Genomic DNA, 24,289 nt, shown 5'->3' with positions numbered 1-24,289 from the left:
TGTTTTCTTACTTTTACAGCTTATTTCAAGTTTTCAGGATTCAGACCTTCCAGTTCTGGTAACACGAAGATTCCATCTTTACGGATTAATACATCGTCAAAATAAATCTCCCCGCCGCCATAGTCTGGACGTTGGATTAATACAAGATCCCAGTGAATGGAGGACCGGTTTCCGTTATCTGTAACATCATATGCTTGTCCTGGTGTAAAGTGCAGGCTGCCTGCAATTTTCTCATCAAACAGAATGTCATTCATTGGGTGCAAAATATAAGGGTTAAAGCCTATGGCAAATTCTCCAATGTGACGTGCGCCGTCATCTGAATTCAGGATTTCATTCAAGCGAGCGGAGTCATTGCTAGTTGCTTCAACAATTTTACCATTCTCGAATTTGAATTTGATATTTTCAAAAGTTACTCCATTATAAACGGACGGTGCATTATAACTGATCATTCCATTTACAGAATCACGAACAGGAGCGCTGTAAACCTCGCCATCCGGAATATTCTTTTGTCCAGAGCATTTCTCTGCACCGATTCCTTTGATGGAGAACTTAAGATCTGTTCCAGGACCTGAAATATGTACCTTATCTGTTCTGCGCATGAGATCAGCCAATGCATCCTGAGCCTTGTCCATTTTGGCGTAATCCAAATTACACACTTCGAAATAAAAGTCCTCAAATGCCTCTGTACTAATATTTGCAAGCTGAGCCATACTCGCATTGGGATAACGTAATACTACCCACTTTGTATGCTTCACGCGTTGTTCACTATGCACTGGATGGGAATACAAAGAATTATACAATTTCATATTTTCTTCTGGAACATCGGACAGGTCATTTACATTCTCACCTGCACGGATGCCGATATAGCAATCCATTTGCTTCATCCGGTTCAAGTCAATGTCAGCCCATGTCTGAAGACTCTCACGTGTTGCATATTTAAGCATGCTGCGTAGGACGGTACGATCTGTCAACTGTACAAAAGCATGACCGCCAGCTTTACCGATTTCCTCAACAACAGCTTTGATTAAATCTCTTTCATTGCCAATCATTTCTACAAGCACGTTCTCACCTGGCTGAACATCTACGGAATAACCTACAAGATTTGCCGCCAGCTTTTGAATTCTGGGATCTTTCATTGTGTACTCTTCCTTCCTCTGTCTGAAAAATAAGCATGCTGTTCTATTGTAGCACGCCCTTTATGGAGCGCAAGACCTGCTAAACAATGTAAAGATTAACGGTAACCTGTGAAATCCACTTTAGATACATAAGTTTCATTTTCAGATTTATTCATCATTTCACCGGAATAGCTTACTTTTCGATTCAAGGTAAGCCTTCTGGGAAGATTATGCTTCTTATCAACCGTTAGGTGGTAGACCGTTTCTACATTAGCCTGTTTCAGCTTTTGCTGTAGCTCATTATTTTTCTTCTGCCACAGCTTCTCCAAAGCTTCCGTCACTGCCTGATCAGCCTCTGCGTTGTTCTCTGCGGATTCAGGAACTTTAGGACGAAGGTTCTGCATTTCTTTCTCCAATTCAGCAGACAGCTGCTTCCTAGCTTCTGAAGGCGTCAATTCGATTCGCAGCACACTTGTCCCTCTGCCAGCTCCTGCCTCTTCGGTTACACTCTTCTCCATGGACTCAAGTTCCTCGAGTTGCTTTAACGGATTTAGCGCAGGTAATGGATTTCCCTCCTCCGAGGAATTTTCAGTGGTCTGAAGTTCCCATCTGCCCTCTTTTTTCTCTAACTGACTGTAATAAGGTTTCATAGCATATGCGTTACTCTTTAAGTCTTTAACGCCACCAGCAGCTGTTTTTTGGATCGTGGATTTATCTGGAAGAAGGGTGTACAACTTTACTTTTTTATGATCCTGCACTGTGCCTCCGTAGAACAATAAGGATTCAGGAACCGTTGTTCCCCCTCGTGTCAGCATATTCGCCCCTTCAAAAACAACCTCATCACTTCCAGCCATCCCTGCCAACGCCAAACTTAAATCTTCCTTCGCAGGTTTGTCTCTTATGACGCTACAGCCGCTAAATAACAGGCAATACAGTGTCAGAACTATAGGGAGGAGTCCTCCCTTAAGTAATAATAGCTTTCTCACGGACCTCAGGCCTTTCTCGGAGTATTTTACTTAAGTACAACCCACGCGTATAGGGTTCTCCCTTCCTGCAAGCCTTATACCGCAATTAGAGCCATAATAACTGCGCATATAAAAAAGAACCCCTGAGACTTTCCTCACGAGTTCTTAATATTGCTATCATTTTCTTTGGTATCAAAAACAACTTGGTTCCGACCGTTATTCTTAGCTTTATACAGCGCCATATCCGCTCGATAAAATAATGACTCAACACTTACTCGATCGTCCATCCAGCTCCATTCCGCTATTCCGCAGGATACCGTTACACTAGGTTCAGTTTCTTCCATAACGCGTTTGCGTATACGCTCAGCTACATAACCCGCCTGCTGCATTCCCATCAACGGTAAATAAACGGAGAGCTCCTCCCCACCCCATCTCGCGGCAATATCCCCTTGACGGATGGAAGATTTTACAATTTCACTAACCTCTTTTAGAATCTTATCGCCTTTTTGATGACCATAGGTATCATTCACGATTTTGAACTGATCAATATCCACAACAATTAAACAGCCGCAGAAGTCCGTAGACTGTCTTTCTTTTATCTCTTCGTCCAAATAATGACGAGCATAGAGACCTGTTAGGCTATCTCTGTTCGCAAGACGTCTGACTTCAGCATGTAGCCTGGCGTTACCTACTGCTAGACCTATATGTCCCGCCATCGCCTGCAACAGCCTGTAGTTGTCATAGGAAAAATAATGTGAATCTCGATGTGCCAGCATAATCGCACCTCGCACTTCTCCCCCCACACTAAGAGGTGTAGCAATCAGCGACTGTGAACCGGTAGCATTCATTAGTCGGGAAGTTGTCTTAGGATTATCTATGTAGTCAGACATAATCAGTGATTCACCTGTGGAATATACCTTTCCACCTAAACCTGCCCCTACTTCTAATACTTCATTCTGCAATGAGGGATGGTTGCAGGCAATAACTTCTAGGCCACCCTTTTCCTCATTCATATGTAAGATACAACAGTAATCTGCACCAAACATTTCAAGTAGCTCTTCAAACGCAAATTGAAAAATATCGCCTAATCGCAAGCTTTGATTCAAACGCTGGGTAAGCTCGTTACTCATGCGAAGCTCACGGATCAGCTGATTGGAGCGCTCATAAAGCTTGGCATTCTCAAAAGCAGTTCCAGCCGTATCGGCTACCATTGTGAGAAACCTTAAATCAACGTCAGGGAAGATTGGATTATCCATCACCATATGGAATACCCCATAAACCCCCTGCTTACCACCTAACGGAAGCCCTATTTCTACATTTCGGTGATCTTCATCACTAGTGTTCAGTGCAACACGTCCATCCTTGAACGCCCTGGCACAGACATCATCACTGGACATGTGGAAAGGTAAGGGTTTGACCTGCGGATTAGTGCTGCGATGATCTTGTGACATATACAGGTCGAGTCTGGCTCCAGGGTACATCGCAGAGATGCTATCAATAACTTCCGAAAGTACAGCATCAACATCAATATTGTCATGCATCCGCTGGACAATCTGAAATAACAATGAACGACGATTGCTTTCACGTTCTGCATGAATATGGGTACTTGCAAGATCAGCTACAAATATATGTTCAAACTTATGATAAAAACAGGTGCGGTAATGCAGCGACATAGCTTCTGCAGTATCTCTTCCACCCATTTCATATTGTTGCGTTGGCATAGAACAGCCCAAAAATGCAAAAATTTCATTATCGACGCGAGTGAATAGCGGTATAGTAAAAAAACTTAGATCCTTACCTTCTACGGTTAACGGAATGGCAGAGATTGATCCTGAAATTAAGCTGGAAGCCGCTGCCTGTTCCCAGTGCTGCCTCCATAGTTCTTGTTGACCCAAATTATTATTTAAATATTTACCTTCAAAATTCAGTACACACCATTCCCATGATCTGGAGAATGGGAGGACATCGAGCCCACCAAACCATTCATTGAAACTGTCTGCAATCAGATTTGCTAGATAAGGGAAGTCATGCGTTACTATTTCCGTTTCCCTAAGCCAGGCGGTGGGATCTTCGGAATCTCTACTAGCGTGTATGTTGTCCTGTAACAGCATACGGCTGTCTTTATGGACGTATGCTTTCTGCTCTGACATAACGAAGATCCCCTTTGCATCTTGATTAAGAAAACTATCTTCCCTAGTAACAACTAATTAACTATATTTTACTCCCTTTCTTTGTGCATTGCATTATATTTTCATCATTTCCGGGACTTTTTTTTAGGACCAAAGAACTATCGACAAAGATTGACAAAAACTCTTTTAATAAGCGCTTGACTTTGTATACTGTATTCATATAATATTTATTGTTGAACAAGACTGTAACAAGTCTTACTTGGGCGTAACGTTGTGTCACCCTCACGCATTTCGTTACTGCCAGGGCAGCGGCTGAACTTCCCTGGCAGTGTGGAAGCCATTAATGCTAATCACGGATACGAAATGCGGCGCAAATAGGCCCTACCCTGAAATTTCAATTATAAAGGAGTCTACTATAACATGGCACGTTACACCGGACCTAAATTCAAACTCAGCCGCCGTCTGGGCATTTCCCTAAGCGGTACAGGAAAAGACTTGAAACGCCCTTTTCCACCAGGACAACACGGAGCTAACCAACGCAGAAAAGTAAGTAACTACGGAATGCAGCTTTTGGAAAAACAAAAACTGCGTCACATGTATGGTTTGGGAGAGAAGCAATTTAAAACTCTCTTCACTAAAGCACAAAAACTTCCAGGTCTTGCAGGCGAAAACTTCATGTTCTTGCTTGAAAGCCGCTTGGACAACCTAGTTTACCGTCTTGGATTTGCTAACTCCCGTGCAGGTGCACGTCAGTTGGTATCCCATGGACACGTAACTGTTAACGGCAAAAAAGTCGACATCGCTTCTTACCGTGTAAGCTTGGGCGACGTTATCGGTCTTCGCGAAAGAAGCCAAAGCATGGCTTCCATCAAAGAAGCTCTTGCTAACCGTTCCCACCTTCCAGCTTACCTGGAATATGCTGAAGGATCTTTCGAAGGTAAATACATTCGTTTGCCAGAACGTTCCGAGCTTTCCCAGGATATCGATGAGAAACAAATCGTCGAGTTCTACAACCGTTAATATCTCGCTTATAGCGAGTATGGCCAAAGCCTCCGGATTTATCCGGAGGCTTTTTGTTATTCTAATAGGTAATGAACACTCCGACTGCATTCAAAATCGCCAATTTGTGCTATAATAATTCCGTTAAAAGGAGGAATTATCGTCGATGGTTCAAGAGAACAAGAAAAAAAACGTAAAGAAGCCTTCACCCCGCAGATCTGGGCTTAGCAGGTTCGGCTCTGTAGTTAAGTGGATGTTTATTCTTGGCATAATAGGCATTCTGTTCGTCGGTGGTGCAGCAGCAGGATATGTCACTTCCATGGTGAAAGATGAACCTGTTCGCTCTGAGGAAATGATTCAACAGCAAGTCGGGCAAAATGCGATCACCGGATTCGCATACTTCCGTGATGGCGCACCGATCGGCCAGCTTCGTACAGAAGAAGATCGAAGGCTCATTCAATACAACGACATCCCCCAGATTATTATTGATGCAGTTCTCGCTATAGAGGACAATAATTTCAATGAGCATAATGGCGTGGATTTCAAAGGCACCTTACGTGCCGTCAAACAAAAGATATTAAATGAATCTGTTCAGACCGGAGGCAGTACTCTTACTCAACAGCTCGCAAGACGTGTATTTCTCAATCTGGATCGAACAGAAGACCGCAAAGCAAAAGAAATTCTACTTTCACTTAGACTAGAGCGCTTCTTGACCAAGCAAGAGATTTTAACGGCTTATCTGAACAAGGTTCCGTTCGGTAATGGCTCGAATGGCTATAACGTATTTGGGATTAAAGCTGCATCCAAAGGTATATTCGGTCTGGATGATCTAGACAAGCTGAATATTGCCCAAGCGGCGTATTTGGCCGGCCTTCCACAGCTCCCTTCCGCTTATTCAGCATTCAATGGCGTTGGAGAATTTAACGCAAAGGCGTTCAACAGAGCTATGGATCGTCAACAGCTTGTACTTCGTCGTATGCTGGAGGAGAACAAGATCACAACCTCCCAATATGATGAAGCACTCAAATTCGATATTAAAAGCTCTCTCGCTCCTCACACTAAGAAAGCCTATGCTACATATCCATACCTGATGATGGAGACGGAGCGTAAAGCAGCTGAGATTATTTTGTCACTAAATGAAGAGAAAAACAGTACAACCGATACCACTAGCTCTAGTGATAATGCCATACTTCTTGAGGAAGCAAGACAACAGTTAATGACTGGCGGTTACCGAGTCTATACCACGATTGATAAGAAAGTATACAGTGCAATGCACAGTATTTCCGAAGATAGCAGTAATTTCACCAAGGACAGCAAAACAAAAGGTATTGAACAGACGGCTGGTATATTGATCGACAACAAGACCGGAGCCATTCTGGGTATGATTGAGGGCCGCGATTTTAATATCGAGCAAATGAACTATGCAACCCAAATGGTCCGGCAACCTGGCTCAACGATGAAGCCGATTTCAGCATACTTACCTGCCTTAGATGCAGGACTGATTCAACCTGCCGGGATCTTAGATGATGCTCCAATCATTTTGAAGGATGGCGGGAAAGGCTTCCATATTCCTAAAAATGCAAACAATCGCTATCAGGGTTTAGTTACGGCTCGCTATGCACTTAATAAATCCCTCAACCTACCGGCACTTAAACTATTTAACGAAAAGGTCGGAATAGAGGATGCTTGGGCCTTTACTAAAAAGCTAGGGATCACTACACTCACTGAAGATGATTACAGAGCGCAGACTGGGGTTATAGGTGGTCTTCGATACGGTACATCCGTTGAAGAATTAACCAATGCCTATTCCGCCATTGGCAATCAGGGAGCATTTAATGATGCTTATATGATTGAGAAGATTGTGGATTCGGAAGGCAAGATCGTTTATCAGCACAAGGTTAATCCTGAACAAGTATTCTCTGAGCAGACTGCTTATCTAATGACCGATATGCTGCGTACAGTAATTACAGAAGGTACTGCAAGTACAGTAAGAAGAGATTATAAACACTTTAAAGACGTTCCGATTGTAGGTAAGACTGGCTCCACTCAGAACTACGGAGATGTCTGGTTCATGGGCTACACCCCTGATGTCACACTTGGCATGTGGGTTGGTTATAAGGAACAAATTAATACCCTTACAGGAGATACACAGAAACGACAAGCACAGACCTTATGGGCTAAAGTCCTGAATGCTGTTATTGATAAGCAGCCAGACTTGTTCGTTACAGACAAATTCGCACAACCTGAGGGAATTATCAAAAAGACAGTTTCCGCATACAGCGGTAAACTGCCAACGGCCCTAACTGACAAATTCACAACGGATCTTTTCAATGTGAAATATGTACCTAAAGAGAGCGACGACGGGATATCCAAAGCCAAATATATTACTTACAATGGCGTCAATTATATCCCGCTCGAAGGTACACCGGAGGATTTCCTAAAAGAAAAAATCGTAGTTAAACGCGATAAACCGATCCAGGAATTAGTTAAGGAGCTCTTGGCAGCTTTCCCTAAAATGAAGGAGCATAAATCGCTGGAGTATTATATGCCAGCGGATGCCAAAACAGATTTCCCTACTGAAGTCGATCCACGCGTGGACGATGGCTCTGCTCCTACTGCCCCTGGAAATGTCAGTGTCTCTTACAGCACTGGAAAAGCTGTGATCAGCTTCTCTCCAAGCGGCTCTCCAGATGTCGTCGGATACCGCTTATACCGTTCTTTAAACGGCGGGTCATTCCAGAAGCAAGCTGTAATTATGGCTGACGAGAGCAAGGTATTCTCGCCAGGAACGCCTGCAAGTGCCAATGCAACATTCTATGTCAGTGCTGTTGATGTCGCAGGTAATGAGACAGCTTCTGGCAGCGTTGCTGGAGGCACTACACCAACTCCGGAAGCAACACCAACTCCGGATCAACAACCGGAGACAACGCCTCCTACAGACTCTGAGAGTACACCAGGAGAGGATATTGAGATTCCAGGAACCATTCTTCCTACGCCTACTTCAACACCATCTGGCGAAGGTAGCAGTAACGGAAACAGTAATAGTGGCAAAGCCGGCAATACGACTGGAAACCATTAACCGGTAGTCAAGAGAATAACTTTACACAGCAAAACACCGTTCCCTTTAATTCATAAGGGAACGGTGTTTTTTTATGATCCATTCTAATCTTCTATCGTTGATAAATCACCAGTTGGGAGATGAAGCTCCCAAGCCTTTAATACGCGCCGCATGATCTTACCTGATCGTGTCTTAGGAAGTTTATCCTTAAATTCGATCTCTCTCGGTGCAGCATGCGCAGATAGTCCGGCTTTAACAAATGCCGCGATCTCCTCTTTGAGAGCAGCTGTAGGAGTATAGCCTTCTCTCAGCGAAATGAAAGCCTTGATAATTTCCCCACGCACCAGGTCTGGTTTACCAATTACACCCGCTTCCGCCACAGCTGGATGCTCTACCAATTTACTCTCCACTTCAAAAGGTCCTATACGCTCACCAGAAGAGTTGATAACGTCGTCAATCCGTCCTTGAAACCAGAAATATCCATCATCATCCATATAAGCAGAATCACCAGAAATGTACCAACCAGGAATGCGGAAATACTCCTCATACTTCGCCTTATTGTTCCAGATCGAATTCATCATGGATGGCCAAGGCGTCCGTATTGCAAGATTCCCCATTGAGAATGGTGGGAGAACATTGCCTCGATCATCTAAAATCGCTGCTTCAATGCCTGGCAACGGACGGCCCATAGAGCCTGGTTTGATATCCATTCCAGGATAGTTGCAGATTAGTTGCGCTCCCGTCTCTGTCATCCACCAAGTATCATGAATGCGCTGGTTGTAGAATTTATCTCCCCACCGCACCACTTCAGGATTTAATGGCTCTCCAACAGACAGGACATGGCGCAGGCTGCTCAAATCAATTCCCTGAATGGAACTCTCGCCCGCACCCATCAACATACGAAATGCTGTAGGTGCACTGTACCAAACACTAACCTTATTTCGTTCAATCGTCTTATACCAATCCTGAGGACTAAAACGTCCTCCTCTCACGACATTCGTTACGCCATTTAACCAGGGTGAAAATATTCCGTAAGATGTTCCTGTCACCCAGCCCGGATCAGCTGTACACCAGTAAATATCATCCGGACGTAGATCCAGCACCACTCTACCTGTATAATAATGTTGAATCATTGCTCTTTGCACATGATAAACGCCTTTAGGTTTTCCTGTAGAACCAGATGTATAATGCATGATAAGGCCATCGTCCAGGTCAAGCCATTCCAATTCGAGCTCAGAAGATGCGTTATCCATCTCCTCAGTAAAACCTAAGTTACCTTGCTCGATATCAGTGGTGCCGCCTACTAGAAAAATATGACGCAAATTCGGAAGCTCATCTCGCTTCACACGATGAAGTAGCTCCGGTGTAGTAACCAAAGCAACCGCACCACTATCTTCCAGCCGGTCCTTAACTGCTGTCTCCATAAAGGCTTCGAACAGAGGACCCGCTATTGCCCCAATCTTCAGAATGCCTAGTAAACTAAAATATAGTTCCGGTTGACGAGGCATAAAAATAAATACCCGATCTCCCTTACCGATACCATATTTACGCAATACATTTCCGAACCGATTCGACCGTTCCTGCAGATCGGCAAATGTATAGGATTCATCCCGCACCGCATCACTGTAGAGCAGGGCCGTTGCCGCTCCCCGTCCTTCTTGAACGTGGCGATCCACTGCTTCATGTGCCATATTAACCTTTCCAGTGTCATACCATGAGAAGTTACGTTCAACATCCTCCCACTTAAAATTGGCTACTGCCTGGGTGTAATCAGACATATTGGAGCTCTGCACACGGCCAGGCAAAATTTCGCTATGGACTTGACCCATCACTCTTGCCTCCCTCACTCGTTTGATTTAAGCTTTAAGGGTAAGACTCTTTTCTTAGATAATGATGTCAATGCACTGAATGTGAATTTTTTATGTCTGAATTAGTATAACATAGCAAACGTTTACATTCCATATTTTATCATCCGGAAGGAGCACGGCTATGGAACATCGTAAAATCCCTGTTTCCCATACGCTTTCATATAAAGGCAGGACACTAACAATAAGTGGCCCCCGATCTCCACAGGACCTCAAAGCCCTCCACATGCATCATGATCTTGATGCCTTCCGCAAGCCGATTGAACAGCATGAAGCTCTCATAGAGATTGCTAGCCTGCCAGAAGGACGAATAATTACAGCTGTAGAGGATGGCACTATAATAGGCTATGTAACCTTTCATTATCCGGATGAAATGGAGCTTTGGTCACAGGGTGGAATGATGGATCTAATTGAGCTTGGAGCTATTGAGGTGAGTAATGATTATAGGGGAGCCGGACTAGGCCGGCTGCTGATTTCCACTGCTTTTGAGCAAGAGCAATTAGAGAATTGTATCGTCTTTACAACAGAGTATTATTGGCACTGGGATTTAAAAGGAAGTGGACTTGATGTGTGGGCTTATCGTCAAATGATGGAGCGGCTAATGAAAACTGTAAATATGGTTTGGTATGCTACAGATGATCCCGAAATCTGTTCACATCCAGCAAACTGCCTAATGGTTCGTATTGGACAAGAGGTACCTATGTCCTCACAGGAGACTTTCGACAGAGTACGCTTTAGACAGCGCTTCATGTACTAAACGAGTATTAAAGATGCTGCAGCATATATTCTAATATAGAATGTGAGCGCCCCGAGGCTTCCACCGTGAACTCCTTAAAACTCACATTTGCTGACCCGTCAGACTTATCAGACATCGAACGAATTATAACAAAGGGAGTGGCGTTCATCACACACACTTGTGCAACCGCCGCCCCTTCCATCTCCACGCACGCTCCGTCCAATTCCTCTCTTAATTTGGCTACAATCTCCGCATTAGAAATGAATTGATCACCTGAAAGTACTTTGCCGATCAAGTACTTTTGGCCTAGCTCGTTACACGCCCTCTCAGCAAGGCGTACCAATGAAGAGTCTGCCTGAAAGACAGAATGATCCTGATAAGGGATTTCACCTTTTGAAAAGCCAAGTGCTGTAGCATCCATATCATGCTGAACACAAGTAGATGATATAACAATATCTCCAATATTCAACTCAGGGTGCACAGCACCAGCAACCCCAGTAAACAACACACGAGTCACACCAAAAGAATCAATTAGAATTTGTGTTGTAACTGCCGCATTCACTTTACCTACCCCAGATTTACACAGCACTATAGACTTTCCAAATATATTTCCTATGTAATAATGAATGCCTGCCTTGACCTTCGTCTCCTGATTTTCCATCCTTTCTAGTAGTAGCTTAATCTCTTCATCCATCGCACCAATTAATCCGATTATTTCAGGCAAAGATAACGCCTCCTCCGATGATTTACTCTGTAAAAAACATAAAAAGCTCCAAAAGGAGCTTTTTACGGAAATACTGTTTAGTTCTTAAATTACTTATTCAGATGATTAACAGACAGGCGGAGAATCGTTTCATGAGGCAGGATAACCCGCGGATTCTCAACCGTCTCTTTCTTCATGAGTTTCGTCAAAAGTCTCATTGCTACCGCACCTAGGTCATACATAGGCTGGGCTACTGTCGTCAACAATGGACGAACCATCGAAGCCATACGGATGTTGTCCACACTAATAATGGAGAAGTCATCCGGTACTTTCAGACCTTCATCTTGAATACTGTGAATTGCACCAATAGCCATCTCGTCGGTTGCGGCAAAAATAGCGGTTGGCTTCTTCTTGAGTCCAAGGAAATACTTCATGGCTTCGACACCAGATTCATAGCGGTAGTTACCGATACGAACTAAATCCTCTTGGTATTCGATTCCAGCCTGTTCAAGGGCTTTCTTATAACCATGGAAACGCGCATATCCATTCGCAGGATCCTGCAATGTACCACTGATCATTGCGATTTCACGGTGACCGTGACGAATCAATGTATTCACTGCATCAAAAGCAGCGGTTTCATGATCGATGTCAACGGAAGGATAAGTCCCCTTCTCATCCCGTGTAGCACATAGGACAATCGGAACTGCAGAAGTCTGGAAAGCTTGAATATGTTCATCAGTTACCGTACCACCCATGAAGAGCAGACCATCGACCTGTTTCTCCAAAAGGGTATTGATGACACGGATTTCCTTTTCTTTACGCTTATCCGCGTTACACAATATAATATTGTAATGATACATATTCGCGATATCTTCAATCCCGCGTGCAATTTCTGCAAAAATCGAGTTTGAAATATCAGGGATGACAACCCCAACGGTTGTCGTTTTCTTACTGGCAAGTCCTCTCGCCACGGCATTGGGACGATATCCCAAACGCTCAATCGCTTCAAAAACTTTCTTCCGGGTCTGCGGTTTCACGTTAGGGTTATTGTTCACAACCCGTGATACCGTAGCCATAGATACGCCTGCTTCTCGAGCTACATCGTAAATGGTTACCGTCAAATTACTCTCTCCATTGCGATAAATTTTATCGTTCGACTAATTAAAAATATGATACGACACTTTGTACAATTGTGCAATGATAACGCTTCATTTTCCTTTCAAAATTTCTTTCAAGGATGAAGACGTAACCCCTAATTACAATTTTTGACTAGTGTAGGTCTCCCTATTCACGAGCACAATAATGTAACTTCTATCTATCGTAACAAAAAGTGAGTGAAAAATCCAACATTCCGTGAAAGTTTTTCATTATTTTCACAGAATGTTTTAATAATTTGCGTTTTTAGTCGTTTGGAACGTTAATTGAGACAGCCTTCGACTAGTTTCTTCCATCCAATTCTGGTCTTCGAGCCCCTCAGCAAGTCGGTATAGATCAAGTAACATATCCACTCTAGCCTGAATTGTCTCTCGGATAGCCAACTCTAATTCTTGAAATCCGCCGACAATAAACTCTGTCAAAGATTCTTTTAGGACACTAGCTAATTCATTTCTTTGAGTAAACGAAAAATCTTGTCTTGGCAAATCCGCATTCAGTTCTTTCACTAGCTTTCCTAGATCTGCTTTAATAAACAACAAGGGCTCGTAACTAGTACATTTCGGACAAGTATAGACAGGGACATTTGTAATCTTCACCTTCGTATTAAAAATCAATGAATGCATATGTAAGTTCATGAGGCCACCACAGCTGCACAACTTTTCCATTAAATTATCTGTATACATCTTCTACACCTCTTGCAAGAAATGAATTAAGTACAAAGTATGACTTTTCAATTTCTATATTCGACCTCTCTCGATTAAAACCCTCCTTAATTGCATATAATGATTAAATTGGCAATTCGTCTATAATTTACAACACTCCAGATGACTTCGTATTTTAAATTTGATAGAATATGAAGGATCATGTGATACGAAAGGAGCTTTACAAAATGAGACTAGCTGGCAAAAAGGTCATAGCACTCGTAGACGATGAATTTGAAGATTTGGAGCTCTGGTATCCCGTGTACCGAGTAAGAGAAGAAGGCGCTGAGGTTCACTTGGCAGGTTTGGAAAAAGATAAAACATATATCGGCAAATATGGTGTGCCTGCAAAAGCAGAGTACTCCTGGGACGATCTTAATGCCGCAGATTATGACGGGATTTTAGTTCCTGGCGGCTGGGCCCCTGATAAAATCCGCAGATACAGTGCCGTACTAAAGCTTGTGCAGGATTTCAATGCAGCTAAGAAACCTATTGGGCAAATCTGCCACGCAGGTTGGGTATTAATTTCTGCTAAAATTCTCGAAGGTGTAACCGTCACCTCTACACCTGGCATCCGTGATGACATGGAGAATGCCGGAGCGATATGGAAGGATGAAGCTGTGGTTACGGATGGACATATTATTTCTGCTCGCCGCCCGCCAGATCTGCCGCCTTATGGTAAAGCTTTTTGCGATGCGTTAGCTGGGGAATAAAATACGGAAGATTTATACTCTAACAATTAAACAAGCCCTGTTTCTCACTAAACGTGAAGAACAGGGCTTTAGATTTAATTCGCTCGACATCCGAGTTACTTACTTCATTCGAATGGACGCTTTCTCCTTGATTACGTTTGGATAAGAATTAAACCAGAAAGTCAACGGTTGGGGTAACTTCTCCTTACCTACATTGAAGAAATAGGTTATTGTAGTTCCCTTACTACTTTCATTAAACTCTCTATACCCTGAGTAATCATTTTTGATAGTTTCCATCATATGCCCGCTTCCAGAGCTATCTTCAAAATAATCGCTCAATCCAAAACCTCTATCATTAAGCGAGTCCTCCTCTTCTTTAGGAATAAAGTAATCTAACACCAAAATTCCCTGCTCTTCGTTCTCCATTCGTTTGGAAATCGTCAGATTGTTATCGGGTACCTTCAGAATCTGCTGTGTTTCGGTATTAATCACAAGCTCCAGCTTAGATAGATCTAGAGCAGAAATCCCTTCAATTTCAAACTTAATCGGATCATCAGGTCTCATATTATCATTATGATAAATATTCGATCCACTTACCCACATTAACTCCTCTTGTTGCTCTCCTTTTCCGATGACAAGCGTAGGTGAAAGCATATTAAATATCCTCATTGTATTCTTTTGGTCATATCTTTCCCGCATATAAATACCCGTAGGTCCAATATAGATATTCTCCATGTTAATTTGCTGTCCGGCGATGGACAGATTATCCTTTAGATCAACTCTTTTTCCTTGAATATAAACCTTGTTGGTATCCATTAGAATCTGAATGTTTAAAGATTTAAGCTCACCGCTTGATAAAGCTGGATCATCAGGTGCCGGAAGCAACCTTAGAGAAATATTCAACGGGTCTTCCAACTCATCCTGATATTCATCCCATACGATTTGCTCGTACATACGAGTTGTCCCAGGAGATCCAACCTCTTGTGCGTTAATAGTGCTAAACCCGCTGTATCCTGTGCGATAAATATTACTTTCAGGAGTCTTTTTCAAGGATAGTCCAAACAGTTGCATTTTCCGATCTGTATTGTTTTCAATTGTATACAGAACCGCAATTCCTCTTCGATCGGCCATAATTCCGTTAACCGTCCACTTTATTCCGTCCACCTCAGCTGAAGAAATATTTACTTCCTTCATTATTCCCGCATCAAGTGCTGATGTTATAGTCAGATTATTAGCGATAATGGGTCTAAATACCTCAAGCTTCCCCCAGCTTTTTGGTGGTAACTGCGCACGAACAGGATTGGCCATCTGATGTACCCATGGGACAATAATCAATAAGGCGATAGTTAAGACCGCCAACGCAACAACAGCGTATCTTTTTCTAAAAGCCAACCTTTTACGGTTACCTTGTAACATCCCCTTACGGATCGCCATGTCCAGTTTAACTTCCGGGATTTCCTCAGCCTCAATATTGATTTTCTGAAAATAATCGTTCAGCAGCTGTTCTTCCGACTCAGCCATAAAATAGCTCCCCCTTCCGTTTCATTTTGTCACGCAGTTGTTTTAGTCCCTTGTTCAGCCAAGTCTTCACGGTACCCTCCGGTTTATCGAGAACCTCTGCTATTTCTGAAAGAGTCATATCCTTGTAATATTTGAGTATAAGCACCTGCCGATACTTCGGCTTAACCCCATCCAGCGCTTGTTCCATATCCAACCTGCGGTCACTCTTCATCTCCATAACCCCTACATCACTTCGAGCAACTTCTGCGACAGCCTTCCTATTTCTGCGCTTCAACTCATCATTACAGCAATTGATCAGAATACGAGTTAACCAAGGAGCAAACTTCTCGGAGTCCTTTAAGCTTTTACGTTTAATCCATGCGCGGCAGGTTGCCTCCTGCAAAACTTCTAAAGAATCCGCTTCGTTTCGCAAATAGCTGTAAGCAATGCTGTATAGCTTTTTTTTCTGTTCAGCTACCAGCTCGTAGAATGTATCTTCTTCCGTAGCAACTATTTCCATTTCGTCTTTAATAATGTGTTCCATGCTTGTTTTGTCCTCCCCCCTTGCTTTCACGCATAAATCATTCCTGTACAACATGCTCTATGTATAGACTGCGCCGAAGCGCAAACGGTTTTGTTTTTTTATAACAATCTAGTACAAAAGAAAAAGGCCCGGCAAGAATGCCGAACCTTGATGTGAACTTGATGATGTAGCGCTTGATAACCTATGAAGAAGCTTTCTCCTTTGTTTCCACGCTTGATCCAAGTGTAATACCACTTTTTTGAGCATAAGCACTTAGGATTTCTTCCGTCTCCGAGCTTGTACGATGATGGAAGCAAGCTTTGGCAACCCTTGTAGCGTCTATAGCCAGTGTATTCAGGGTACGGTGTTTAACCTTAAGCAGTGCCTGCGGCGACATGCTAAGATCACTAATCCCTAGCTCCAGCCAAAGTGGCAAAGAACGTTCATCTGCTGCCATTTCACCACATACACTTATATCTATTTTTGCATTACGCGCTGCTTCTACAGTCATACGGATCATTCGCAGAACCGCTGGATGATATGGATGATACATATGCGCAATTTGTTCATTCATACGGTCTACGGCTAGTACATATTGCACCAAATCGTTCGTACCAATACTGAAAAAATCTACTTCCTCAGCCAGTAAATCCGCAATCATAACCGCAGCTGGAACTTCAATCATAATACCGACTGGAATATTCCGATTAAAAGGTATGCCCCTAAGCTCCAGTTCAGCCTTCACTTCTTCCAATACAGCTTTTGCCGCTTGTACTTCTTCTACGGAAGATATCATAGGGAACATTAGCTTTACATTCCCATATGCACTCGCCCGCAAAATGGCGGTTAGCTGAGTTTTGAACATATCTTGTCGATTCAAGCTGATTCGAATGGCACGATAGCCAAGGAACGGATTCTGCTCTTCTGGCAGCTGGAAGTAATCCAGATGCTTGTCCCCGCCTATATCCAGCGAACGGATCACAACCATATTGCTGCCTACCTTCTCGACAACCTGTTTATACACTTCGAATTGTTCATCCTCCGTCGGAAAAGAACTGCGATCCATATAAAGAAACTCTGTACGGAATAGACCTACACCCTCAGCTCCATACTTGAGCGCTAAATTCAGTTCTTTGACGGAGCTGATATTACCGGCCAATCGCAGGTTAACGCCATCTTTAGTGACGGCATCGACTGTAGCAAGCAATTCCAGTTGTTCTTTCTTTTTATGCTGCTTATTTCGAAGAGACACATATTCATTGATCGTTACCTCATCAGGATGAATTTGCACAGATCCGGTGTCTCCGTCTATCACGAGCATGTCTCCGGTCTGAATTGGGTTAGACAAATTATTCTCCAAGCCTGCTACGAGCGGAATGCCCAGCGCACGAGCCATAATGGAGGAATGTGAGGTTTTACCGCCCATCATAGTAACAATACCTAGAACATAAGTTGGGTTCAAGTGAGCTAACTGGGAAGGAGACAACTCCTTCGCGACGAGAATATATGGCTGTGTATCCGATGGCAGCGTGACTTCAGGAGCACCTAAAAGATGCTTTAACAGACGGTTACCGACATCCTTGATATCAACCGCCCGCTCCTTCATGTATTCATCATCCAGCAGATCAAACATCGCTACAAAATGATCAATCGCTTCCTTAACAGCTACTTCCGCCGCCTTATACTGGCGTTCAATAATCCCCCGGATTTCACTCATAAACACCGGATCATCCAAAATCGCCAGATGAGCATCAAAAATGCTGGATTCCTCTGGACCGACTACTTCTCTGAATTCTTTTTTGATGAATTCAATCTCGTCCTTAGAGGTACGGATACCTTCGTATAAACGCTCAAACTCCTTAGCTAGATCCACTGGGTTCACTTGTGTGTCTGGTAAGCTCCACTCCCAGTTCGGTAAGACAAAGGCCTTCCCGATAGCTACACCTGCTGCTGCGCCTATGCCTTGTATCATCCTTCTATCCCTCCAACGTTACTTTCATGTAAGACTACGGACATTACTGAAGATTGCCCCTTTTTAACATTTTTAAATGGAGCATAGCTCCATGATTTTACTCGATCAGGATTCGTAATCACCATTGGTGTAGCCAGTGAAGCTGCATGCTCACGCAAATAAGCGAGGTCGAATTTAACAAGCAATTGACCTGGTTCCACACTGTCGCCTTCTTTTACAACCGCCTCAAATGGCCCTTTAAGCTGCGAAGTGTCGATCCCTATATGCATAAGTACCTCCAGCCCTTCCGGTGTAGCAATACCAACGGCATGCATTGTAGGGTAGACGTGCATAACTTTCCCGAATACAGGTGATGTAAGCTCCCCTTTTTCCGGCAAAAATGCAACTCCATCACCCACTAGCTTCGCTGCAAAGATGTGATCCGGTACTTCCTCAATGGGCATCATTCTACCCTGCATCGGAGAACTGAACAACACCTGCGGCAAATCACGAAGCATTAGCTTATTAATCTCCTCGCGGATAAGCTCTGAATACGTACCAAATACTACCTGAACATTCCCGCCACCGAGCTTGATAATCCCAGCAGAGCCAAGACCTTTTAGCGCCCCCGTATCTATATATCGATCATTATGGACGGTTAGCCTCAAACGAGTGATACAGGATTGTACTTGTACGATATTCTCCTTGCCACCAAGCGCCTCCAAGATCAGTGGTGCCTGATATGGGATATTGCCTGCCCAATCACCAAGTTCGGAACCTTCTTCACGCCCTGGTGTCGGGATCTGAAAACGGCGAATCGCCCAGCGGAATAAATTATAATATACAATTCCATAACCAATACCGATCGGAATCAAAAGCCAAGCCCTCTGCGACAGATGCATATTCAAAAAGAAGTCAATCGCTCCTGCCGAATAAGAGAACCCGTGATGAATTCCCAGCATATAGGTCAGTACCATAGCAAGACCAGACATTACAGTATGTATCGCGAATAAATACGGAGAAGCAAACAAAAACGCGAATTCAATCTGCTCTGAAACCCCGGTCAGAAAACAAACCAAAGCCGCTCGCATGAAAGTCTTTTTAATTTTAGGCTTCAAGTCCTCGCGCGCTTCCTGAATAATTGCAAAAGCAATGGCTGGCAGTGCGAACATCATAATCGGAAACAAACCCGCCATAAAAATACCCGCCGTAGGATCGCCTGCAAAAAAACGTGGCAAATCCCCCTGAACGACAGTGCTACCATCAGGAGTTGTAAAGTTTCCAAACTGAAACCAAAACACATTGTTGAGAATATGGTGAAGACCGAAGGCTGTTAGTACTCTATATAGCACTCCATAAATAAAAACGCCAAATCCGCCTGTCTGCAATATTCCTTGAAAAAGATCATCCAATCCTCTTTGCAGCAGTGGAGAGATCCCTAACATCACCCATGCAAAGCCAGCCGAAAACAATCCCATAAACAGCAAAACAAAACGCGACCCTCCAAAGAACTGTATCGCCTCTGGAAGCTTGATATTTTTGAACCGGTTTTGAGCGATACCGGCAACTATACCCAGCAAAATTCCGATAAGTGTTGCAGGTTGTACAAGCCCGTCTCCCATATGGGTAACAATCCGGTCGTAAGTGAACATTCCAGCCAATGCGGCAAGACCCGCCGTTCCAGCTTGATTGGATAATCCCCATGCTACACCCACAGCGAATAAATAAGGCATAAAATAAAAGATTCCCTGCCCAGCGTATGTAGCCACTTCGGATACCGAAGAAAGTCCCCATGCAGACCAAGGTAAGCTGCCCAAACTAAGCAAAATGGCTGCCGCCGGCAGTACCATGGTAGGAAGCATTATGGCTCTGCCCAATTGCTGCAATGATCCGAGCCAATTCAAGGCTACCCTCTCCTTTCTTTCTATATTGAATGGTAAGCGCTGCGGGGGTTTTTGTCAAAATAAACTGAAGGAAAAGTTCAGGGTATATTTAAAACAAATACACACTCACTCCTCAATAAAATCACCTAGAAACACCATTCTCTGGGCTCGGGATTCCAAAGCACTAAAGCAAACAATGCTAAAGTTGGTTAAAACCGATAAAAAGTTGCTCTAAATGAATGTGCGTCTCTAATAATGCTTCAAGTGTATAGTTATATTTATTGAATGAAGTTTTGTATGCTGACTGAGTCTCTTTCTTTTGCTGCCGATGATTATAAAAGAAATTAATTGTACTTTGTGCAACTATTTATATCCTAGAAGCACTGAAATCCATATAAGTGTACTTTGTGCAATTATTTTTAATAATTTCGCCCTTTTTCTTACCTTTGGTGTGTAATAAGTGTACAAAGTACAACTAAACCACAATAGAATAGAGGTATTTCCGATATAGTTGTATATAGTGCAATTAATCTACCTCTCCTACCATATTTGATCTGGCCGCATAGCTTTCACCTCGTATTGTCGAACCCGTTCTCCCGTAATTACAGGCTTTATTAGTCCCTTCTCACTCAACGAGTGCAACAATCTGCGCGCCGTTCGAAAGTTAATGCTGAAATGGGTGGTCACATCCTTTGGACGGATTGCCCTACCCAGTCGCCAAGCCAACCGCAGAACCTCCTTCTCCTCAGACAAAATATCCACGCCTGCAGATTTGCGCGCTAAATGAGGTGCCAGCACCAATTGCAAAAGCATCCGGCAGACCTCGGGGCGGTGCTGAAGATCATCAACAGAAAAATGAACCATCTTCCACCCCATTCCGGTCAGAAAAGTGTCCCGATTAGCTGCATAGTTGAATCTCTCTCGGTCCATGTCCTTCACATGGCTTTGAAACCCGTCGCACTCAATCCCGAGAATACCGCCGCTCTGCGGAAGAAAAGCGAAGTCCAGAAATTGAGATTTACGGTTCCAGTCGTACACTTCGTATTCTGGATGCAAATCATCAAGGCTCTCAAACAATGGCCACCATACATTCTGCAAGAACAACTTCTCCGCATAATTATGACCTCTAACCAACCTCCCCTTTCTTTCTCCTGATCTTTCCTTCAAGTGCTTGTTAATGAACAACCCATGTGCTTCTTCAAATTCCATTATGGTATCCTCCCCTATAAAAATAAAAAAAACGCCCTTCACCGCAAATCATGCGGATAAAGGACGTTCTTCGTCTAACTTCAGTATATCAAGTTTAAATGGTGATTTGCATTAGAAATTGTATAGGCTGTACAGCCGTCGTAATCAAACAACGCTTATTTACGCCCATGCATCGTGATTGCTTCCTCGACCTTGATACAGCGGTCCATAATTGCCGTCATACCGTGCTCAGCAGCGATTTCAGCGGCTTCCTGGCTAATGATACCCTGCTGGAGCCAGAGCACACGTGCGCCGATGTCAGCGGCCTCCTGTGCTACCTTTGCGCAGTATTCGCTTCGACGGAACACATTGACAATGTCCACCGGCTCTGGAATTTCCGCTAACGTATGATAGCACTTTTCTCCCAATATTTCACCATCAACCAATGGGTTTACAGGGATAATCCGATATCCCCGACTTTGCATAGCACCCGCGACCATATAGGAGGTACGATCTGTTTTGTCAGACAGGCCAACAACTGCAATATTACCTGCAGAAGCAAGGATATCTCCGATCTGTTCCCGACTTGGATTCTCAAAGCTCATACATAGTGCCCCTTTCCATAGTTACACTTTATGATCCTTATATAACTGAAGCTAAATTCACTAGCTCCCTTACTTCTATTGTACCCACTCCACATTCGCACCAAGCGCACGCAGATGATCAAAGTATTGTGGATACGACTTAGCGACATGGTGAGCATCCTTGATCAAAAGTGGTTTTCGCGCTCGTAAACCTACTACGGACAACGCCATAATTACACGGTGGTCGTAATGCGCGTTAATGGTCACACCACCTTCAACGCCTTCAGGCATGCCGTGAACGATAATTTCATCGCGGCGTTCCTCAACATTGGCTCCAGCACGAGTCAATTCTGCCAAGTAATCAGTTATACGATCACATTCCTTATACCGAAGGTTCTCAACATTATAGAATCGTGAAGTGCCTTCAGCAAATACTGCAGCAGCTACCATAGCCAGCACTGCATCGGTGGCAGCATCTCCGTCGAATTCAACAGCTTTTAGAACGCCGTTCCCTTGTACGTGAACTGTTCCCTCGTTATGAGTAAGTGGTACTTCCATCATTCGCAACACATCAACAATGGCTCTTTCTCCCTGCTTACTCTGTTCCACAAGTCGATGTACCTTAACATCTGATTTGGTAACAGCAGCAGCCGCAAGAATAGCCGCAGAGCCAGGATAGTCACCTTGAACAGTATATGTCTTTGCCGCATAGGCTTGACGACCTGGTACTTTAAAGGTCATATAATCATCCGCCGCATGAACCACAATTCCAGCCTGCTCCAATACTTCTAGCGTCTGACCTACGACAACCTTTGATTTCAAATCATCAAGGACAATAATTTCACTATCTTCTTCAAGCAATGGTGTCAAGAATAGTAGAGCGCTTAGGAACTGGGAGCTGACAGCACCTGAAACTGTAATTCTCCCCCCAACAGGTTTGCCACCGCGGATCGTGATCGGCAGCTTACCTTCATTATGCTCTACCTTCACACCAAGCTGTTCTAGAGACACGATCAGGTCGTCATGTGGACGTTTGCCCAAAGAGTCAGGATACGTATTTACGAATGTGACCTCAGGGCTTAAAGCAGCTACAGCCATTAGAAAACGTAATACGGCTCCAGCATTCCCCACATTAAGTTCCTTAACATCCTTAGGTTTACGTCCAAAGCCCTGAATCACAATCTTCTCATCATCTTCTGTGAGTACAGCTCCCAAATCTGCAATACAACGACGGATGGCATCGCTATCTTCACTATGTGCCGGATGATAGATCGTACTTACGCCTTCTGACAATGCAGCAACCAGCAAATAACGAGTGGTATAGTTTTTGGAAGAGAGGGCCCCAAATTCTCCTTGCAGGGATGGCGTTGGCCTAACAATAACGTCCATAATATAAACTCTCCTTAGTAGATATAGTTGTATGTAGTGCTTGTTTGACAGGGTATTCTATGCTTGTGTTATCATTAAACCATTCTTCTGATGAAAAGAGGTCACAACCATGCATAATGTTCCACAAATCACACCGCAAGAATTGCGGCAGTGTCTAGAGACAGGGGAAGACCTTGTACTCATCGACGTTCGTGAAGACGAAGAGGTCGCCTTCGGGATGATTCCCGGTGCACAGCATATCCCCATGGGAGAAATTCCACACCGCACTGAGGATATTCCAAGTGATGCCAAAGTGATCTTCATCTGCCGTTCCGGTGCTCGAAGCCAACGTGTCTGCGAATATCTACAGCAGTTTGGCATTCATGCTACAAATTTAAACGGCGGTATGATTGAATGGAATGAAACACTCTCTTAAAAGCTCAGCCGCGGTAATGCATTAAAATATGTTGCGACACTTCTGCCGCTGTCAGTCCCGTTGTATCGACCGTGTAATGCGCGAACAGGTAAGCTTCATGGCGGTCTTCCATGATACGTCTAACCCGTTCTTCTGCATTGCCGGCGAGCAGCGGACGATTCTGATCTCCGCTAACGCGGGCAATAATCTCTTCTTCTGTTGCCGTTAGCGCAACCACATGCCCTTTACTCAGCATTAAATCTGTATTCCCCGGCGCCAATACCGCGCCACCACCCGTAGATATTAATTTATTCTCAGATTCTAGCATACGCTTTAGTACTGCTGTTTCCACGCTTCGAAAGTAATGCTCTCCATCTTCCGCGAAAATTTCTGCAATGCTTCGGCCTTCAGTTTCAACAATGACATGATCCAAATCAACCAGCTCATAGCCCAGTTCCTCGGCCAAAATAGCACCTACCGTTGACTTTCCCGTTGCCATCATCCCTACTAAAATAATGTTCTTATTTCTTTGCTCTTCGTTCAACTTTTTAAATTCTTCAGTATCCCCAGCCATGTCTATCCTCCAACCGCGATATTTGTCATATCATAACACAGGGTCAAAACATTAGACAATCTGCTTCACATAGTAAATACACATCAAAATTTCAACAAAAAAGGCCCGAAAGCCTCCCCATTTCTGGTGAAGCAATTCGGGCCACTTTTCTAACCTATAAGAAAGTATAAGTTTCACGTTATACA

Annotated in this window: 20 protein-coding genes; 5 read left to right on the top strand and 15 right to left on the bottom strand. The window is 43.7% G+C overall.

Annotated features, from left to right (window positions below):
* Positions 1 to 20: 20 nt before the first annotated feature.
* The 3 genes from CA600_RS01135 to CA600_RS01125 all read right to left on the bottom strand — a co-directional run bounded on the left by CA600_RS01135 (position 21) and on the right by CA600_RS01125 (position 4,230).
* On the bottom strand, positions 21 to 1,136 hold the full coding sequence (locus CA600_RS01135) for an aminopeptidase (RefSeq protein WP_094868520.1): 1,116 nt from the start codon (positions 1,134 to 1,136) through the stop codon (positions 21 to 23).
* 95 nt (positions 1,137 to 1,231) lie between these two features.
* The gene (locus CA600_RS01130; RefSeq protein ID WP_094868519.1) at positions 1,232 to 1,984 is read right to left on the bottom strand and encodes a hypothetical protein; all 753 of its coding nucleotides are present in this window, start codon (positions 1,982 to 1,984) and stop codon (positions 1,232 to 1,234) included.
* 251 nt (positions 1,985 to 2,235) lie between these two features.
* Positions 2,236 to 4,230 carry a sensor domain-containing diguanylate cyclase gene (locus CA600_RS01125; RefSeq protein ID WP_094868518.1) on the bottom strand — a complete coding sequence of 665 codons (1,995 nt, stop codon included), beginning with the start codon at positions 4,228 to 4,230 and terminating at the stop codon, positions 2,236 to 2,238.
* A 399-nt stretch (positions 4,231 to 4,629) separates the two neighbouring features.
* Between CA600_RS01125 and rpsD the strand changes: the two genes are divergently transcribed.
* Together rpsD and CA600_RS01115 are read left to right on the top strand one after the other, a co-directional pair.
* Positions 4,630 to 5,229, top strand: a complete 600-nt coding sequence (rpsD, locus tag CA600_RS01120; protein WP_042126823.1) for a 30S ribosomal protein S4 — start codon at positions 4,630 to 4,632, stop codon at positions 5,227 to 5,229.
* Positions 5,230 to 5,374: 145 nt separating this feature from the next.
* Complete coding sequence (locus CA600_RS01115; protein ID WP_094868517.1) at positions 5,375 to 8,287, top strand: transglycosylase domain-containing protein; 2,913 nt, start codon at positions 5,375 to 5,377, stop codon at positions 8,285 to 8,287.
* Positions 8,288 to 8,370: 83 nt separating this feature from the next.
* On the opposite strand, the gene acsA is transcribed toward CA600_RS01115, so the two are convergent.
* Entirely contained in the window at positions 8,371 to 10,095 is a 1,725-nt protein-coding gene (acsA, locus tag CA600_RS01110) for an acetate--CoA ligase (protein ID WP_094868516.1), read from the bottom strand.
* Between the two features lie 160 nt (positions 10,096 to 10,255).
* On the opposite strand from acsA, the gene CA600_RS01105 reads away from it, so the two are divergent.
* Positions 10,256 to 10,888, top strand: a complete 633-nt coding sequence (locus tag CA600_RS01105) for a GNAT family N-acetyltransferase (RefSeq protein WP_094868515.1) — start codon at positions 10,256 to 10,258, stop codon at positions 10,886 to 10,888.
* A gap of 7 nt (positions 10,889 to 10,895) precedes the next feature.
* Here the strand turns inward: CA600_RS01105 and CA600_RS01100 are convergent, their stop codons facing one another.
* The 3 genes from CA600_RS01100 to CA600_RS01090 all read right to left on the bottom strand — a co-directional run bounded on the left by CA600_RS01100 (position 10,896) and on the right by CA600_RS01090 (position 13,408).
* The gene (locus CA600_RS01100; protein WP_094868514.1) at positions 10,896 to 11,591 is read right to left on the bottom strand and encodes a 5'-methylthioadenosine/adenosylhomocysteine nucleosidase; all 696 of its coding nucleotides are present in this window, start codon (positions 11,589 to 11,591) and stop codon (positions 10,896 to 10,898) included.
* An 89-nt stretch (positions 11,592 to 11,680) separates the two neighbouring features.
* Positions 11,681 to 12,691, bottom strand: a complete 1,011-nt coding sequence (gene ccpA, locus CA600_RS01095; RefSeq protein ID WP_036686140.1) for a catabolite control protein A — start codon at positions 12,689 to 12,691, stop codon at positions 11,681 to 11,683.
* 264 nt (positions 12,692 to 12,955) lie between these two features.
* The gene (locus tag CA600_RS01090) at positions 12,956 to 13,408 is read right to left on the bottom strand and encodes a hypothetical protein (protein ID WP_094868513.1); all 453 of its coding nucleotides are present in this window, start codon (positions 13,406 to 13,408) and stop codon (positions 12,956 to 12,958) included.
* A gap of 206 nt (positions 13,409 to 13,614) precedes the next feature.
* Between CA600_RS01090 and CA600_RS01085 the strand changes: the two genes are divergently transcribed.
* Complete coding sequence (locus tag CA600_RS01085) at positions 13,615 to 14,139, top strand: type 1 glutamine amidotransferase domain-containing protein (RefSeq protein WP_042126813.1); 525 nt, start codon at positions 13,615 to 13,617, stop codon at positions 14,137 to 14,139.
* 99 nt (positions 14,140 to 14,238) lie between these two features.
* Here the strand turns inward: CA600_RS01085 and CA600_RS01080 are convergent, their stop codons facing one another.
* The 7 genes from CA600_RS01080 to aroA all read right to left on the bottom strand — a co-directional run bounded on the left by CA600_RS01080 (position 14,239) and on the right by aroA (position 23,136).
* Positions 14,239 to 15,639, bottom strand: coding sequence for a DUF4179 domain-containing protein (locus CA600_RS01080; protein WP_094868512.1), 1,401 nt, complete (start codon positions 15,637 to 15,639; stop codon positions 14,239 to 14,241).
* Positions 15,632 to 16,162: a sigma-70 family RNA polymerase sigma factor gene (locus CA600_RS01075; RefSeq protein WP_094868511.1), complete on the bottom strand. Its 531-nt coding sequence runs from the start codon at positions 16,160 to 16,162 to the stop codon at positions 15,632 to 15,634. The genes CA600_RS01080 and CA600_RS01075 overlap by 8 nt, the downstream gene beginning before the upstream one ends.
* Positions 16,163 to 16,343: 181 nt before the next feature.
* The gene (gene ptsP, locus CA600_RS01070) at positions 16,344 to 18,113 is read right to left on the bottom strand and encodes a phosphoenolpyruvate--protein phosphotransferase (RefSeq protein WP_094868510.1); all 1,770 of its coding nucleotides are present in this window, start codon (positions 18,111 to 18,113) and stop codon (positions 16,344 to 16,346) included.
* A complete protein-coding gene (locus CA600_RS01065) occupies positions 18,110 to 19,996 on the bottom strand; it encodes a glucose PTS transporter subunit IIA (protein WP_094868509.1) in 1,887 nt (628 codons plus the stop codon). Before CA600_RS01065 ends, ptsP begins: the two co-directional genes overlap by 4 nt.
* A gap of 519 nt (positions 19,997 to 20,515) precedes the next feature.
* Positions 20,516 to 21,184 carry a hypothetical protein gene (locus CA600_RS01060; RefSeq protein WP_094868508.1) on the bottom strand — a complete coding sequence of 223 codons (669 nt, stop codon included), beginning with the start codon at positions 21,182 to 21,184 and terminating at the stop codon, positions 20,516 to 20,518.
* Positions 21,185 to 21,339: 155 nt separating this feature from the next.
* On the bottom strand, positions 21,340 to 21,768 hold the full coding sequence (locus tag CA600_RS01055; RefSeq protein WP_094868507.1) for a CoA-binding protein: 429 nt from the start codon (positions 21,766 to 21,768) through the stop codon (positions 21,340 to 21,342).
* Positions 21,769 to 21,843: 75 nt separating this feature from the next.
* On the bottom strand, positions 21,844 to 23,136 hold the full coding sequence (aroA, locus tag CA600_RS01050; RefSeq protein ID WP_094868506.1) for a 3-phosphoshikimate 1-carboxyvinyltransferase: 1,293 nt from the start codon (positions 23,134 to 23,136) through the stop codon (positions 21,844 to 21,846).
* Positions 23,137 to 23,245: 109 nt separating this feature from the next.
* Between aroA and CA600_RS01045 the strand changes: the two genes are divergently transcribed.
* A complete protein-coding gene (locus CA600_RS01045; RefSeq protein ID WP_094868505.1) occupies positions 23,246 to 23,551 on the top strand; it encodes a rhodanese-like domain-containing protein in 306 nt (101 codons plus the stop codon).
* 4 nt (positions 23,552 to 23,555) lie between these two features.
* On the opposite strand, the gene CA600_RS01040 is transcribed toward CA600_RS01045, so the two are convergent.
* A complete protein-coding gene (locus CA600_RS01040) occupies positions 23,556 to 24,104 on the bottom strand; it encodes a shikimate kinase (RefSeq protein ID WP_179281481.1) in 549 nt (182 codons plus the stop codon).
* Positions 24,105 to 24,289 lie beyond the last annotated feature (185 nt).

Origin of the sequence: Paenibacillus sp. VTT E-133280, from assembly GCF_002264385.1 — a bacterium.
GTDB classification, from domain to species: Bacteria; Bacillota; Bacilli; order Paenibacillales; family Paenibacillaceae; genus Paenibacillus_AQ; species Paenibacillus_AQ nitricinens.
Note: the sequence above shows the minus strand (reverse complement) of the source record. Positions and strands in the feature narration are given on the sequence as shown.